Below are 14,833 nucleotides of genomic sequence, written 5' to 3' on the forward strand. Positions count from 1 at the left end.
GCTCGTGCTGTGACAGCGCCGCGGTAGTGCCCTGGCAGCTCGCGCTCCGGCCGGGCTCAGGGCGGGGCCAGATGCCGTTCGATCGCCCGGCGGGCGGTCTCCAGGACCGCGGCACGGCTGGGGGCCCGGGTCGCGGGCGCACTCACGCTCGCCGGGTGCGGCGAGGAAGGCCCGTCGTCGCGCGGGCCGTTCACGACGGGCGCGTCGGGAGCCAGTGCGGCCGCGGCGTCGATGAGCGCGGCCGGTTCCTCGTCGCCGAGCCGGCGCAGCAGCTCGGCGAGGTTGCGCAGGGTGGTCCACAGATGCGTCCAGTTGCCGGTGCGGGCGAAGTAGTCGATCACGTCGCGGTAGCCGGCGAGCGCCTCGTGGACACGGCCCGTGGACGCGCGCACCGACTGGAGCCCGACGGTGGCGACGCCGACGAGGAAGGTGGCGCCCGAGCCGCGGGCCAGGTCGATGGCACGGACGTAGTTCCGCTCGGCCTGCTCGCCGTGGCCCGCGAGGCTGTCGATCTCCCCGGCGACGTACGCGCCCCAGGAGAGCATCGAGGGCGACACCGCGGCGGCCAGGCCCCGGTCGTTCAAGGTCCGCGCCCCGTCGAGATCGCCGGCGTAGGCCTTCGCGAGGGCGGCGATGCCCAGGCACTCCCGGTGCGGGCCGAGGAGCGCGGCCGCGGCGAGGGCGTGCTCGACCACGTCGCCGTAGGCGCCGCGGGCGAAGTCGGCCACCGAGAGCACCATCAGACAGCGCCCCGACCCGACGCTGTCCGTCGTCGTCTCCAGTCCTCTGCGGGCGAGCCGGTCCGCCTTGCGGTAGTCACCGCGGTGGTAGGCGGCCTCCGCCGCGGTTCCGAGTACGGCGCTCGCACGCGGGTGTGCGGCGAGCGCCTGGTCGTCGGCGAGTTCCTCCGCCCAGGCCCGGATCTCGACGAGGTCGCGGTAGGTGATCGCGTCGTACAGCGCGACGATCATCGCCGAGGCGTCCTCCAGGGAACTCCGGCCGCGCGCGAGGCGCCACGCGGCCCGCAGGTTCGCCAGCTCGCGGCGCAGGACGGCATCGGCCTCGGGCTCCCGCTCGGTGGTCATGGCCGTGGCGATCCACGAGGTCAGCTCGACGGCCCAGCGCAGCATGCGCTCCGCGGCGGCCTCGTCCTCGCCGGCGGCGGCCAGCCGGTCCTGCCCGAACGCCCGCAGCGTGTCGAGCATGCGGTACCGGGTGGCTCCCTCGAAGGAGGCATCGAGCACGGAGGCGTCGACGAGGCGGGCCAGTGTGCTTCCTGGGTCGCTCTGCGGGCTCAGTTCGGCGGCCAGCCGCTCGGCGCTGTCGAGGTCGACGCCGTCGGCGAAGACCGACAGCCGCCGGAACAGCCGCCGTTCGTCCTCCGTGAGGAGCCGGTACGACCAGTCGATGGTCGCCCGCAGCGTCCGGTGCCTGGCGTCCGCGCCGGTGCTGCCGCCGCCGAGCAGGTCGAGCGCGCGGTCCAGGCGGTCGCGCAGATCGGTGAGGGAGAACGTGGAGAGCCGGCCGGCCGCGAGCTCGATGGCCAGCGGCATCCCGTCGAGCCGGTGCACGATCTCGGCGACCGTACGCAGCTCCGCGGACGTCGGGGGCGGTCCGGGGCGGACCCGGCGGGCCCGGTCCAGGAAGAGGGCGGCGGACGGCACCTGCGAGGGGTCCTGCCCGGGGTGCGGCAGCGGGAGCGGCGCCAGCCGCCAGACGTACTCCCCGGGCAGGCCGAGCGGTTCGCGGCTGGTGGCGAGCACCGAGATCCGGGGGCAGGAGGCGAGCAGCACGTCCACCGTGTCCCGGACACCGTCGAGCAGGTGCTCGCAGTTGTCGATGAGCAACAGGCCGGGGGTGTCGCCCAGCAGGGCGACACAGGCGGCGAGCACGTCGCCCTGGTCGGTCTTGAGGTTCAGGGCCGCCGTCAGCGCGTAGGGAATGGCGGCGGGATCGGTGACCGGTGCGAGCAGCAGGACGGTCGCCGCGCCGCTGTGTCGCGCGACCTCCTGGGCGACGCGGGTCTTGCCGACGCCGCCCGGCCCGACGAGCGTGATGAGCCGCTCGGCCGCCAGCAGCCGGTGCAGGGAGGCGACCTGCGCGTCGCGGCCGATCAGCGCGGTGGCCGGCCGGGCGCTCTCCCCGGGCGGGGCGGGCGTCCGGCCGCCTCCGCTGATGATGTCGCGTTCGAGTTCGTCCAGCGCGGGTGAGGGGTCGAGGCCGGTCTCGTCGGCCAGCCGGCGCCGGTAGTCCCGTCCGATGCGCAGCGCCTCGGGCGCCTGCCCGGCCACCGCCCGCGCCCGCATGTCCAGGAGGACCGCGGGCTCCCGCAGCGGGTCGGCCGCCGAGGACGCGGCTGCGAGGCCCAGGACCTCCTCGGCCCGTCCTGCGTCGACGGCGCTCGCGACCAGCGCGTCGGTCACCTCGTGGTGCAGCTGCGCGTACTCCTCGACCGCGGCGGCGATGGGCGCGACGTCGGTGAGATCCGCGAGAACCGGGCCCCGCCACAGTCCGTGCGCCTCCTGGAGCAGGCAGAGCGCACCGGCGGGCTCCCGCCGGACCGTCGTACGTGCCGTGGCGAGCAGCGTCCGAGCCTGTGCCGCGTCCAGTTCGTCGTGGCCGAGCGCCAGCCGGTAGCCGTCGTGGCACGTCTCGAGCCGGGCAGCCGCCGGGCCGAGGTGCCCGCGCAGCCGGGACACGTGGTTGTGCAGGGCCTGCCGCCCCGATTCCGGCACCTGGGACGGCCACAGCGCGTCGAGGAGGCGGTCGACGGTCACGATCCGTCCCTCGGCGAGCGCGAGCAGGGCGAGCACCGCCCGCCGTTTGGTACCCGGTACGTCCACCGGAGCGCCGTCGACGAGCAGCCGCAGCGGCCCGAGCACTTCCGCCCGGACCGACGACGGCGGCGGTGGCGGTGGCTGACGACCGGCTGCCATGGCTTCCCTCGTGTCCCGCATGTCCTGTGACCATGGTCCGCGACGGCGGCGGACTCGGCCTGTCAGCGCGGCGACGGCTCGTGCGAGGGCCGTGACAGCTCGTGCGAGGGCCGTGAGAGGTCTCCCGTCGAGGCTTTCTGCCGTGACCGGAACGGTCCGGTCCGGCGGCAGGGAAGGAGCCCGGTGATGGACCACGACAAGGTGCAGGAGTTCCTCGGGCGGTTCGTGGCGGACCTGGGCGCCGCCGGCGCCGCCGGATCGGTGGTGATCGGTCACCGGCTCGGCCTCTATCGCGCGCTCGCCCAGGGCGCGGCGACGCCTGAGCAGTTCGCCGAGCGGACCGGTTGCCACGTGCGGTATCTGACCGAGTGGCTGCGCGGACAGGCCGCGGGCGGGTACGTGAGCTACGACCCGGCGACGGAGGCGTTCTCACTGACCGAGGAGCAGGCGTTCTGCCTGGCCGACCCGGACGGCCCGGACGTGCCGGCGGCGTTCCTCGTCGTGCTCGGGTATCTGCGCGCCGAGCCGCGCATCACCGAGGCCTTCCGTACCGGCGAGGGTGTCGCCTGGCACGAACACGACGAGGACGTCTTCGTCGGGTGTGACGCGTTCTACCGGCCCGGCTACGTGGCCGAGCTGATCCCGAACTGGATCCCGGCGCTTGACGGCGTCGACGAGAAGCTGACCGCCGGGGCCCGCGTGGCCGACCTCGGCTGCGGCCTCGGCTCCTCGTCGCTGCTCCTGGCCGAGGCCTACCCCCGTACCTCCGTCGTCGGCTCGGACTGCCACGCCGAGTCGATCGAGCGGGCGCGCAAGAAGGCCGCGGAAGCCGGGAGCGGCGGCCAGGTCGCCTTCGAGGTGGCGAGCGCGCAGACCTTCTCGGGCACGGACTACGACCTGGTCATGATGTTCGACTGCCTGCACGACATGGGCGATCCGCTCGGCGCCGCTCGGCGGGTGCGGGAGGCGCTGGCCCCGGACGGCACATGGCTGCTGGTGGAGCCGTTCGCCTCCGACGAGGTCGAGGAGAACTTCAACCCGGTCGGTCGGCTGTACTACAGCGGCTCCACGTTCCTGTGCGTGCCCAACGGGCTCTCCCAGCCGGGCGGCCGTGCACTGGGCGCGCAGGCCGGCGAGGCCGCGATCCGCCAGGTGATGGCCGACGCCGGCTTCACCCGGTTCCGTCGCGCCGCCCGGACCGCGTTCAACCTGGTGTACGAGATCCGGCCGTGAGCCTCCGGTGGCGCGGGCGTGGAGGAACGACGCCCGCGCGGCCCGGACACAACGGACATACGCTCCCTTCATGGCGAGCGACAAGATCACCGGCGGCGGCCCGGAGCGACCGGGCGGTCCCGTCGGACCGCCCGGCGGCCCCGTCGGTGAGCCGGCCGACGCCCCCGTACCGCCGCCGGAGCGGATCGAGCCCGGGGAGGTGCCGGAGAGCACCTTCACGGTGATCGTCGCGGCGTTGGCGAATCTCGGCATCGCGGTGGCGAAGGCCGTCGCCGGAGTGATCAGCGGTTCGAGCGCGATGCTCTCCGAGGCCGCCCACTCGGTCGCGGACACCGTCACCGAGGTGCTGCTGCTGACCGCGCTCAAGCGGAGCGCGAAGCCGGCCGACGAGGAGCATCCGCTCGGGTACGGGCCCGAGCGGTATGTCTGGGCGATGCTCGCGTCCGTCGCCACGTTCGTCGGCGGTGCGGTCTTCTCCGTCTACGACGGCGTCCACACCCTCGCGCGGGGCGAGGAGCTGGGCGATCCGCTGCCCTCGTACATCGTGCTCGCCGTCGCCGCCGTGCTGGAGGGCTACTCGCTGCGGACCGGTGTACGGCAGATCCGCGGGGAGGCGGCACACTTCGGCACGCCCGCGCGGCGCTATCTGCGCTACACCCCGGACACCGCGGTCAAGGCCGTGGTGATGGAGGACGCCGCGGGGCTGAGCGGTCTGCTGCTGGCGGCGGGCGGTCTGGCCGGGGCGCAGCTCACGGGCTCCTCCGTCTGGGACGGCATCGCCTCGATCCTCATCGGGCTGCTGCTGGTGTACGTCGCCTGGGTGCTGGGCCGCAGCAACGCCCAGCTGCTGATCGGGCGGCCGCTGCCGCCGTCGATGCGCGACGCGGTGCACGAGGAGCTGCTCACCGTGCCGCACGTCGTCGACGTGCTGGAGCTGACCACGCTGATCCAGGGCCCCACCGAGATCCTGATCGCCGCGAAGGTGAACTTCCGGGACGTCGCCTCGGCCGAGCAGGTCGAGTGGGCCTGCGAGGACGCCGAGGAACAGCTGCGCCAGCGCTTCCCGGCGATCCGCAGGGTGTATCTGGACGCGACACCGGGGGTGCACCAGGTACGGCCCGCGGGTGTGCACGACGCACGGCCGCCCGACGGGGGCCGGTGAACCGTCCGGGGTCAGAGAAGGCCCGCGGCCTCCAGGAGGTAGGCCGTCAGCGGGTCGTAGAAGCGCGGGTCCGTGACGTGGTCGTCCAGCGGGACGGTGACCTGGAGGGTGCCCTCCGCCTCGGCGATGAACAGCGCCGGGTCGTTGCAGTCGGCGTATCCGACGGCGTCGATGCCCCGCTGGCCCGCGCAGCCCGCCCAGCCGTGGTCGGCGACCACGAGGTCCGGCCGGGGCCGTCCCTCCCGCTCCAGTCCGTCGAGGATCGCGGCCATCGGCGCCGGGGAGTGGGTGTGCCAGAGCGTCGCGCCGCGCTCCAGCATCGCGACATCGGCGAACTGGAAGACCATGCCCTCGTCGGCCATGAGCCCGGACGGGATCCGGACGATCTCGCAGCCCGCGGATCTGAGCGCGTCCGCCGTCTGCCGGTGCACGTCGAGCAGCCCGCCCGGGTGACCGGTCGCGAAGAGCACCGACTCCTGTCCCGCGGCGGCCTCCTTCAGCCGTGCGGCCATCCGGTCCAGCGCGTCGACGGTCAGCTCCGGGTCGATGGTGTCCTGCCCGAACCGGTACTGCGGATCGTCGTTGACCCCGCAGCGCTCGGCCATGACGGCCAGTACGTCCTGCTCGTCGCTCCAGCGGTCGCCGAGCTCCAGGCCGAGCCAGTAGTGGCGGTCCCCGTTGGCGAGCTTGCGGTAGTGGGAGAGGTTGTTGTCGCGTGGGGTGGCGACGTCTCCGGCGATACGTGTGCGGACGAGGTGGTCGACGAGAGCGGCACGGTTCGGTATCGGCATGTGCCCATTGTGCCGTCCGGTGTGCGGAGCGTGCTTGGCGTCCCGGTGGCCGGACGGCCGTCGCGGCCGTTTCACGCCGACAGTGACGCGAACGCCCCGTGGGCCAGCTTGCGCAGCAGCACCTCCATGGCGGCACGGCCCGGCAGGCCGTTCCCGTACGAGCCGAGGTGGGGAGTGGAGTTGAGCAGGCCGAACACGGCGTGGACGGCCGCCCGGACCTGGCCCTCGGTGGCGTCGGGGTGCAGGGTGCGGACCACGTCCACCCACAGCTCGACGTACTGGCGCTGCAGCTGCCGCACGAGCTTGCGGTCGCTGTCGCGCAGCCGGTCCAGCTCGCGGTCGTGCAGGGTGATCAGCGGACGGTCGTCGAGGGCGAAGTCGATGTGCCCGTCGATGAGCGAGGAGAGCACCTGCTCCGGGACGCCGTCGGCCTCGGCGACCCGGCGCCTGCCGCCGTCCAGCAGCCGGCCGGAGATGCCGACCAGCAGCTCGGCGAGCATCGCGTCCTTGCCGGCGAAGTGCCGGTACAGCCCGGGCCCGCTGATACCCACGGCGGCGCCTATCTCGTCGACGCCGACGCCGTGGAAGCCGCGCTCGGCGAAGAGCCGGGCGGCCTCCTTGAGGATCTGTTCGCGGCGGGTCGGCGCGTCGGTCCTGGTGGTCATGCCATTGATTCTAGACAAGCCAGTTAGCGCTCGTTAACCTGTGGGAAATGGGTTAACGCTCATTAACAAGAACGATGCTCTGACAGGGGGCTCGACACGATGCGGCAAGCACCTGTGCTGACGAGTGCGGCGGATCCCGCCTCCGATGCCTGGCAGGCCAACGAGGCGGCACACCACGCCCTGGCCGACACGCTGCGCGCGAAGCTGGCGGCGGCCCGGCTGGGCGGCGGGGAGAGAGCCCGGGCGCGGCACACCGCGCGCGGGAAGCTGCTGCCCCGGGACCGCGTGGACACGCTGCTGGATCCGGGCTCTCCGTTCCTGGAGCTGGCCCCGCTCGCGGCCGACGGCATGTACGACGGGCAGGCCCCGGCCGCCGGGGTGATCGCCGGTATCGGCCGGGTCAGCGGCCGCGAGGTGGTGGTCGTCGCCAATGACGCCACGGTCAAGGGCGGCACGTACTACCCGATGACGGTCAAGAAGCATCTCCGCGCCCAGGAGGTGGCGCTGGAGAACCGGCTGCCGTGCGTCTATCTCGTCGACTCGGGCGGCGCCTTCCTGCCGATGCAGGACGAGGTCTTCCCCGACCGTGAGCACTTCGGCCGCATCTTCTACAACCAGGCACGGCTCTCCGGTGCCCGGATCCCGCAGATCGCGGCGGTGCTCGGCTCCTGCACGGCCGGCGGCGCCTACGTCCCGGCGATGAGCGACGAAGCCGTGATCGTGCGGAACCAGGGGACGATCTTCCTGGGCGGACCGCCGCTGGTGAAGGCCGCGACGGGCGAGGTCGTCACGGCCGAGGAGCTGGGCGGCGGCGAGGTCCACTCCCGCGTCTCCGGTGTCACGGACCATCTCGCGGAGAACGACGCGCACGCGCTGAGGATCGTGCGGAACATCGTGGCGACCCTGCCGGAGCGCGGCCCGCTCCCCTGGTCGGTGGAGCCGGCCGAGGAGCCCAAGGTCGATCCGTTCGGGCTGTACGGTGCGGTGCCGGTGGATTCCCGCACGCCGTACGACGCGCGTGAGGTCATCGCCCGGATCGTGGACGGCTCGCGGTTCGCCGAGTTCAAGTCCGAGTTCGGCACGACCCTGATCACCGGCTTCGCCCGGATCCACGGCCACCCGGTCGGGATCGTCGCCAACAACGGCATCCTGTTCGCCGAATCCGCCCAGAAGGGCGCGCACTTCATCGAGCTGTGCGACCAGCGCGGGATCCCCCTGCTCTTCCTGCAGAACATCTCGGGATTCATGGTCGGCAAGGACTACGAGGCCGGGGGCATCGCCAAGCACGGCGCGAAGATGGTGACGGCCGTCGCCTGCACCCGCGTGCCGAAGCTGACGGTCGTCGTCGGCGGCTCGTACGGCGCGGGGAACTACTCGATGTGCGGACGGGCCTATTCGCCGCGCTTCCTGTGGATGTGGCCCAACGCCAAGATCTCGGTCATGGGCGGCGAGCAGGCCGCCTCGGTGCTCGCGACCGTCAAGCGCGACCAGATCGAGGGCCGCGGCGAGGCGTGGCCGGCCGAGGAGGAAGAGGCCTTCAAGGCCCCGATCCGCGCCCAGTACGAGCAGCAGGGCAACGCCTATTACGCGACGGCCCGGCTCTGGGACGACGGGGTCATCGACCCGCTGGAGACCCGGCAGGTGCTGGGTCTGGCTCTGACCGCGTGCGCCAACGCCCCGCTGGGTGAGCCCGGCTTCGGCGTCTTCCGGATGTGAGGACTGCTGTGACACTCGAAGGACAGGCAATGTTCGACACTGTTCTGGTCGCCAACCGAGGCGAGATCGCGGTCCGCGTCATCCGTACGCTGCGGGCCCTGGGGGTGCGTTCGGTCGCCGTGTTCAGCGACGCGGACGCCGACGCCCGGCACGTCCGGGAGGCGGACACGGCTGTGCGGCTGGGGCCGGCGCCGGCGGCGGAGAGCTATCTCTCGGTCGAGCGGCTCCTGGACGCGGCCCGCCGCAGCGGGGCCCAGGCGGTCCACCCCGGTTACGGCTTCCTCGCGGAGAACGCGGGATTCGCGCAGGCCTGCGCGGACGCCGGCCTGGTCTTCATCGGGCCGCCGGCCGAGGCGATCTCCCTGATGGGCGACAAGATCCGCGCCAAGGAGACCGTGCGGGCCGCCGGAGTGCCCGTCGTGCCGGGCTCCTCGGGCTCAGGTCTCACGGACGACCAACTGGCCGAGGCCGCCCGGGAGATCGGGATGCCGGTGCTGCTGAAGCCCTCGGCGGGCGGCGGCGGCAAGGGCATGCGCCTCACGCGCGTCGAGTCGGCGCTGCTGGAGGAGATCGCGGCCGCCCGGCGCGAGGCTCGGGCATCGTTCGGCGACGACACACTGCTCGTGGAGCGGTGGGTCGAGCGTCCGCGGCACATCGAGATCCAGGTACTCGCCGACGGGCACGGGAACGTGGTGCATCTCGGCGAGCGCGAGTGCTCGCTGCAGCGCCGCCACCAGAAGATCATCGAGGAGGCGCCGTCCGTCCTCCTGGACGAGAAGACCCGCGCGGCGATGGGCGAGGCGGCGGTCCAGGCGGCTCGCTCCTGCGGGTACCGGGGCGCGGGCACGGTCGAGTTCATCGTCCCGGGCGGCGACCCGTCGTCGTACTACTTCATGGAGATGAACACCCGTCTCCAGGTCGAGCACCCGGTGACCGAGCTGGTCGTGTCGATCGCGGGGGGCGGCCTGGACCTGGTGGAGTGGCAGCTCCGGGTCGCGGCGGGCGAGAAGCTCCCCTTCACGCAGGACGACATCAGCCTCACCGGCCACGCCGTCGAGGCCCGTATCTGCGCCGAGGATCCTTCCCGTGGATTCCTCCCCTCCGGTGGCACGGTCCTGTCCCTGCGCGAACCCCAGGGTGACGGTGTCCGCACCGACTCGGGCCTGACCGAGGGCGTGGAGGTGTCCAGCCTCTACGACCCGATGCTGTCGAAGGTCATCGCGTACGGCCCCGACCGCGCGACCGCGCTGCGCAGGCTGCGCGCCGCCCTGGCGGACACGGTCATCCTGGGCGTTCCGACGAACGCGGGCTTCCTGCGCCGGCTGCTGGCCCATCCCTCGGTGGTCACGGGCGACCTGGACACGGGGCTCGTGGAGCGCGAGGTGGACGGGCTGGTCGACACCGTCGTGCCCACGGAGGTGTACGAGGCGGCGGCGCTGCTGAGACGGCCGGCGCCTGCCGCCGGCCCGGACGGCTGGGTCGACCCGTTCTCGGTCCCGAGCGGCTGGCGGCTCGGCGGCGAACCGGCGGCGGCGGTGCACCACTTCCGGGTCCCGGGCCACGACCCCGTCGAGGTCCGCTCCCCCGGGAACACCCGGGGCGCCGCACCGGACGGGAGCACCGTCACCGTCGAACTGGGCGGTGTCAGGCACACCTTCAGCCACGCCACGGCTCCCGGAGGGAGCTGGCTCGGCCGGGACGGCGACTCGTGGCACGTCCAGGACCACGATCCGGTCGCGGCGGATCTCGGCGGCGCCGCCCACGCGGGCGCGGACACGCTCGCCGCGCCCATGCCCGGCACCGTCACGGTCGTGAAGGTGGCGGTGGGCGAGGAGGTCGCCGCCGGGCAGAGTCTGCTCGTGGTCGAGGCGATGAAGATGGAGCACGTCATCTCCGCCCCGCACGCCGGCACCGTCACCGAGCTGGACGTCACACCGGGCGCCACGGTCGCCATGGACCAGCTGCTCGCTGTCGTCACCCCGCACCAGGACGGCGAGAAGGAGGGCGGGCGATGAGCGAGGTACTGGCACTGGGGTTGCCGATGGAGGTGCCCGCCACGGACCTTCCGCCGCGGGTGCGGATCCATGAGGTCGGCCCCCGGGACGGGCTGCAGAACGAGAAGGAGACCGTCCCGACGGACGTCAAGGCGGAGTTCGTCCACCGGCTCGCCGGCGCCGGGCTGACGACCGTGGAGGCGACCAGCTTCGTCCACCCCCGGTGGGTGCCGCAGCTGGCCGACGCCGAGGAGCTGTTCCCCCGGCTCGCGGACATCGAGGGCGTCGCCCTGCCCGTCCTCGTGCCGAACGAACGCGGACTGGACCGTGCCATCGCCCTCGGTGCGCGCCGGATCGCGGTGTTCGGGTCCGCGACGGAGACCTTCGCGGCCCGCAATCTCAATCGCACGATCGACGAGTCGCTCGCGATGTTCGAGCCGGTCGTTGCCCGCGCCAAGGACGACAAGATCCATGTCCGCGGCTATCTGTCGATGTGCTTCGGCGACCCCTGGGAGGGCAAGGTCCCGGTCCACCAGGTCGTCCGTGTGGCCAGGCGGCTGATGGACCTGGGCTGCGACGAGCTGAGCCTCGGCGACACGATCGGTGTCGCCACCCCGGGCCACGTCCTCTCTCTCCTCGCCGAGCTGAACGAGGAGGGCGTGCCCACCAGCGCCATCGGGGTGCACTTCCACGACACCTACGGCCAGGCGCTGGCCAACACCTTCGCGGCACTGGAGCACGGCGTCACCACCATCGACGCCTCAGCGGGCGGCCTGGGCGGCTGCCCGTACGCGAAGAGCGCCACCGGAAACCTCGCCACCGAAGACCTCGTGTGGATGCTCCACGGCCTCGGCATCGAAACCGGGGTCGACCTCGGCCGGCTCACCGCCACCAGCGTGTGGATGGCCGAGCAGCTGGGCCGTCCCAGCCCCTCCCGCACCGTTCGCGCCCTTGCGGGCACGGCTTCCCACAAGGAGTCCTAGCCATGTCGCTCGACCACCGCCTCACCCCTGAGCACGAGGAACTCCGCCGCACCGTCGAGGAGTTCGCCCACGACGTGGTCGCCCCGAAGATCGGCGACTTCTACGAGCGGCACGAGTTCCCGTACGAAATCGTCCGCGAGATGGGCCGGATGGGCCTGTTCGGCCTGCCCTTCCCCGAGGAGTACGGCGGCATGGGCGGCGACTACCTCGCCCTCGGTATCGCCCTGGAGGAGCTGGCCCGTGTCGACTCCTCGGTCGCGATCACCCTGGAGGCCGGGGTGTCGCTGGGCGCCATGCCCCTCCACCTCTTCGGCACCGAGGAGCAGAAGCGCGAGTGGCTGCCCCGGCTGTGCTCCGGTGAGATGCTCGGCGCCTTCGGGCTGACCGAGCCGGACGCCGGTTCCGACGCGGGCGGCACGAAGACCACGGCCGTGCGCGACGAGAAGACCGGCGAGTGGGTGATCAACGGCTCCAAGTGCTTCATCACCAACTCCGGTACGGACATCACGGGCCTGGTCACGGTCACCGCGGTCACCGGCCGCACCCCCGAGGGCAAGCCGCTCATCTCCTCGATCATCGTCCCGTCCGGCACCCCCGGCTTCACCGTCGCCGCCCCGTACTCGAAGGTCGGGTGGAACGCGTCGGACACCCGGGAGTTGTCGTTCTCCGACGTCCGTGTGCCCTTCGCGAACCTGCTGGGCGAGGAGGGCCGTGGCTACGCCCAGTTCCTGCGCATCCTCGACGAGGGCCGGATCGCGATCGCCGCGCTCGCCACGGGCCTGGCCCAGGGCTGTGTGGACGAGTCCGTGAAGTACGCGAAGGAGCGCCACGCCTTCGGCCGCCCGATCGCCGGCAACCAGGCCATCCAGTTCAAGATCGCCGACATGGAGATGCGGGCGCACATGGCGAGGATCGGCTGGCGGGACGCGGCGTCCCGGCTCGTCCTCGGTGAGCCCTTCAAGAAGGAGGCGGCGGTGGCGAAGCTGTACTCCTCGACGGTCGCCGTCGACAACGCGCGCGAGGCCACCCAGATCCACGGCGGGTACGGCTTCATGAACGAGTACCCGGTGGCCAGGATGTGGCGGGACTCCAAGATCCTGGAGATCGGCGAGGGCACGAGCGAGGTCCAGCGCATGCTGATCGCAAGGGAGTTGGGCCTGACCGGGTAGTCCGCACCCGGACGCCGCGGCGGCGATCGCCCGGGGACGGTCCCGACCGTCCCCGGGCGGTGATCAGCGTCACGGGGGGCCGCCCATGGACATGATCTGAGGTTAGGCTAACCTACCTTCGACTTGCCCAGAGGCCGCCACACGGCACGCACCGAAAGCGAAACCCTCATGCCCAATGCCCGTGCTTCCCACCTCACCCGCCGCGGCCTGCTCGCCGCGGGCGGCGCCATCGGCCTCGGCGCCGCACTCACCGCCTGCGGCTCCGACAACAAGAGCGACTCGGCTTCCGACGCGAAGAAGAGCGGCCCCTGGGAGTTCAAGGACGACCGCGGGCAGGTCGCCAAGACGAAGGCCGCCCCCAAGAACATCGTCGCCTTCACCGGCATGGCGGCCGCGCTCCACGACTTCGGCATCGAGGTGAAGGGCGTCTTCGGCCCGACGTACGTCGAGGACAAGGCGAAGGGCACCAAGACGCCGGACGTCCAGGCGGGCGACCTCGACATCAACAAGGTCAAGGTCCTCGGCAACGTGTGGGGCGAGTTCAACGTCGAGCAGTACGCGGCGCTCGCGCCGGACGTGCTGATCACCGACATGTGGGAGAAGAACGCCCTCTGGTACGTGCCGGACCAGTCCAAGGACAAGATCCTCAAGCTGGCCCCGAGCGTCGCCCTGTGGGCCTCGGACTACTCGATGCCGAAGGTCCTGCAGCGCCACGTCGACCTGGCCGAGTCCCTCGGCGCCGACGTCAAGGCCAAGAAGGTCACCGACGCCAAGGCCGCCTTCGAGAAGGCCGCCGCCCGGCTGCGCGCCGCCGCGAAGGCCAAGCCCGAGATCAAGGTGCTCATCGGCTCCGCGAGCGCCGACCTGTTCTACATCTCCACCCCGGCCCGGCCGACCGACACGCTCTACTTCAAGGAGCTCGGCGTCAACTTCGTGACGCCCACCAAGCTCGACGCCGGCGGCTGGTTCGAGGGCCTCAGCTGGGAGAACGTCGACAAGTACAAGGCCGACATCATCATGATGGACAACCGCGCCTCGGCCCTTCAGCCCGACGCCCTGAAGTCCAAGCCGACCTGGGCCCAGCTGCCCGCCGTCAAGGCCGGCCAGGTCATCCCTCGCGTCACCGAGCCGATCTACTCGTACGAGAAGTGCACGCCGATCCTCGAGGACCTGGCGAAGGCCATCGAGACCGCGAAGAAGGTCGCCTGACCATGTCGACAGCCGTGGCCGCCCCGTTCCGTTTCTTCCCCCTTCAGGTCGTACGGACGCGGCGGCTCGGCCCGTCGCTGGTACGCGTCACGTTCGGAGGGGAAGCCCTGAAGGACTTCGCATCCGGAGGGCGCGATCAGTCCCTGTCGCTCTTCCTGCCGCACCCCGGCCAGGACGAACCGGTCGTGCCGGTCGCCGAGGACGGGGACATGTACGCCACGCTCGGCGCCTGGCGGGCGCTGCCCGACGACGTACGGGCCGTGATGCGCTCGTACTCCGTTCGCGAGCAGCGCCCCGATGCCGGTGAACACGGCGAGGTCGACATCGACTTCGCCGTCCACGAGGACGGCGGCCCGGCCTGCCGGTGGGCGCAGAAAGCTTCCTGCGGAGACCGGGTCACCGTTCTCGGCCCCGCGGTCGCCGACAACACCGCCGTGCGCTTCCGGCTGCCCGAGGACGCCGACTCGGTGCTGATCTGGGCGGACGAGACGGCGCTCCCCGCCGCTTCGGCGATCCTGGAGTCGCTGCCCGCCGGTCTGCGCGCACAGGTCTGGCTCGAGGTCCCGACGGCCGGCGACCCGCTGGAGCCCGCGACGGCCGCCGACGCCACCCTCACCTGGCTCGTGCGGGACGAGGGAGCGCCGTCGGCGGTCGAGGCGGTGCGCGCCGCCGAGTTCACCGGCTCGACGCCGTACGCCTGGATCGCGGGCGAGTCCGGCTCCGTCAAGGCGCTGCGGCGGCACCTCGTGAACGAGCGCGAACTCGACCGCCGGCGCGTCACGTTCGTCGGCTACTGGCGCAAGGGCGTCAGCGAGGACGCCCTGCGCGAGACTCCCGACGACGCATAGCGTCCCTCTGCCGGGCCGGGGCCTCGCCGAGCCGAGCCCGGCCGACCGGGCCGGATCGGCATGCGGGGTCCGGCCCTCAACTGCGCCGCCCCGCACGGCAGTCGCACTCCGCCCCGCCGTGCCCCGA

General features: G+C 72.3%; 11 protein-coding genes. 8 read left to right on the forward strand and 3 right to left on the reverse strand.

The window, feature by feature from the left end:
• Positions 1 to 56: 56 nt before the first annotated feature.
• Positions 57 to 2,957 carry a BTAD domain-containing putative transcriptional regulator gene (locus tag ACIQMR_RS21895; RefSeq protein ID WP_401389716.1) on the reverse strand — a complete coding sequence of 967 codons (2,901 nt, stop codon included), beginning with the start codon at positions 2,955 to 2,957 and terminating at the stop codon, positions 57 to 59.
• 165 nt (positions 2,958 to 3,122) lie between these two features.
• Here ACIQMR_RS21895 and ACIQMR_RS21900 point away from each other — a divergent pair, with 165 nt between their 5' ends.
• Entirely contained in the window at positions 3,123 to 4,169 is a 1,047-nt protein-coding gene (locus ACIQMR_RS21900) for a class I SAM-dependent methyltransferase (RefSeq protein WP_401389719.1), read from the forward strand.
• A 70-nt stretch (positions 4,170 to 4,239) separates the two neighbouring features.
• Positions 4,240 to 5,331, forward strand: coding sequence for a cation diffusion facilitator family transporter (locus tag ACIQMR_RS21905; protein WP_401389722.1), 1,092 nt, complete (start codon positions 4,240 to 4,242; stop codon positions 5,329 to 5,331).
• An 11-nt stretch (positions 5,332 to 5,342) separates the two neighbouring features.
• On the opposite strand, the gene ACIQMR_RS21910 is transcribed toward ACIQMR_RS21905, so the two are convergent.
• Complete coding sequence (locus ACIQMR_RS21910; protein ID WP_401389725.1) at positions 5,343 to 6,122, reverse strand: phosphatase; 780 nt, start codon at positions 6,120 to 6,122, stop codon at positions 5,343 to 5,345.
• A gap of 71 nt (positions 6,123 to 6,193) precedes the next feature.
• Complete coding sequence (locus ACIQMR_RS21915; RefSeq protein ID WP_401389728.1) at positions 6,194 to 6,787, reverse strand: TetR/AcrR family transcriptional regulator; 594 nt, start codon at positions 6,785 to 6,787, stop codon at positions 6,194 to 6,196.
• A 99-nt stretch (positions 6,788 to 6,886) separates the two neighbouring features.
• Between ACIQMR_RS21915 and ACIQMR_RS21920 the strand changes: the two genes are divergently transcribed.
• From ACIQMR_RS21920 to ACIQMR_RS21945, 6 genes are all read left to right on the forward strand, one after another.
• The gene (locus tag ACIQMR_RS21920) at positions 6,887 to 8,503 is read left to right on the forward strand and encodes a carboxyl transferase domain-containing protein (RefSeq protein ID WP_385477912.1); all 1,617 of its coding nucleotides are present in this window, start codon (positions 6,887 to 6,889) and stop codon (positions 8,501 to 8,503) included.
• 29 nt (positions 8,504 to 8,532) lie between these two features.
• Positions 8,533 to 10,518 (forward strand): biotin carboxylase N-terminal domain-containing protein, encoded by a 1,986-nt coding sequence (locus ACIQMR_RS21925; RefSeq protein WP_401389732.1) that lies wholly within the window; start codon positions 8,533 to 8,535, stop codon positions 10,516 to 10,518.
• A gap of 26 nt (positions 10,519 to 10,544) precedes the next feature.
• Positions 10,545 to 11,480 (forward strand): hydroxymethylglutaryl-CoA lyase, encoded by a 936-nt coding sequence (locus ACIQMR_RS21930; protein ID WP_401390299.1) that lies wholly within the window; start codon positions 10,545 to 10,547, stop codon positions 11,478 to 11,480.
• Between the two features lie 2 nt (positions 11,481 to 11,482).
• Entirely contained in the window at positions 11,483 to 12,649 is a 1,167-nt protein-coding gene (locus ACIQMR_RS21935; RefSeq protein ID WP_358669550.1) for an acyl-CoA dehydrogenase family protein, read from the forward strand.
• Positions 12,650 to 12,817: 168 nt separating this feature from the next.
• Positions 12,818 to 13,858 (forward strand): ABC transporter substrate-binding protein, encoded by a 1,041-nt coding sequence (locus ACIQMR_RS21940; protein ID WP_401389736.1) that lies wholly within the window; start codon positions 12,818 to 12,820, stop codon positions 13,856 to 13,858.
• Between the two features lie 2 nt (positions 13,859 to 13,860).
• Positions 13,861 to 14,706: a siderophore-interacting protein gene (locus ACIQMR_RS21945; RefSeq protein WP_401389739.1), complete on the forward strand. Its 846-nt coding sequence runs from the start codon at positions 13,861 to 13,863 to the stop codon at positions 14,704 to 14,706.
• Positions 14,707 to 14,833: the final 127 nt, after the last annotated feature.

Origin of the sequence: Streptomyces sp. NPDC091376 (assembly GCF_044757085.1) — a bacterium.
GTDB classification, from domain to species: domain Bacteria; phylum Actinomycetota; class Actinomycetes; order Streptomycetales; family Streptomycetaceae; genus Streptomyces; species Streptomyces pratisoli.

Excerpts from the sequence above, each read along its gene's own strand:
- ACIQMR_RS21930 (WP_401390299.1), top strand. The coding sequence starts at position 10,545 with ATGGAGGTGCCCGCCACGGACCTTCCGCCGCGGGTGCGGATCCATGAG.
- ACIQMR_RS21925 (WP_401389732.1), top strand. The coding sequence starts at position 8,533 with ATGTTCGACACTGTTCTGGTCGCCAACCGAGGCGAGATCGCGGTCCGC.
- ACIQMR_RS21940 (WP_401389736.1), top strand. The coding sequence starts at position 12,818 with ATGCCCAATGCCCGTGCTTCCCACCTCACCCGCCGCGGCCTGCTCGCC.
- ACIQMR_RS21945 (WP_401389739.1), top strand. The coding sequence starts at position 13,861 with ATGTCGACAGCCGTGGCCGCCCCGTTCCGTTTCTTCCCCCTTCAGGTC.
- ACIQMR_RS21910 (WP_401389725.1), bottom strand. The coding sequence starts at position 6,122 with ATGCCGATACCGAACCGTGCCGCTCTCGTCGACCACCTCGTCCGCACA.
- ACIQMR_RS21920 (WP_385477912.1), top strand. The coding sequence starts at position 6,887 with ATGCGGCAAGCACCTGTGCTGACGAGTGCGGCGGATCCCGCCTCCGAT.
- ACIQMR_RS21915 (WP_401389728.1), bottom strand. The coding sequence starts at position 6,787 with ATGACCACCAGGACCGACGCGCCGACCCGCCGCGAACAGATCCTCAAG.
- ACIQMR_RS21895 (WP_401389716.1), bottom strand. The coding sequence starts at position 2,957 with ATGCGGGACACGAGGGAAGCCATGGCAGCCGGTCGTCAGCCACCGCCA.
- ACIQMR_RS21905 (WP_401389722.1), top strand. The coding sequence starts at position 4,240 with ATGGCGAGCGACAAGATCACCGGCGGCGGCCCGGAGCGACCGGGCGGT.
- ACIQMR_RS21900 (WP_401389719.1), top strand. The coding sequence starts at position 3,123 with ATGGACCACGACAAGGTGCAGGAGTTCCTCGGGCGGTTCGTGGCGGAC.
- ACIQMR_RS21935 (WP_358669550.1), top strand. The coding sequence starts at position 11,483 with ATGTCGCTCGACCACCGCCTCACCCCTGAGCACGAGGAACTCCGCCGC.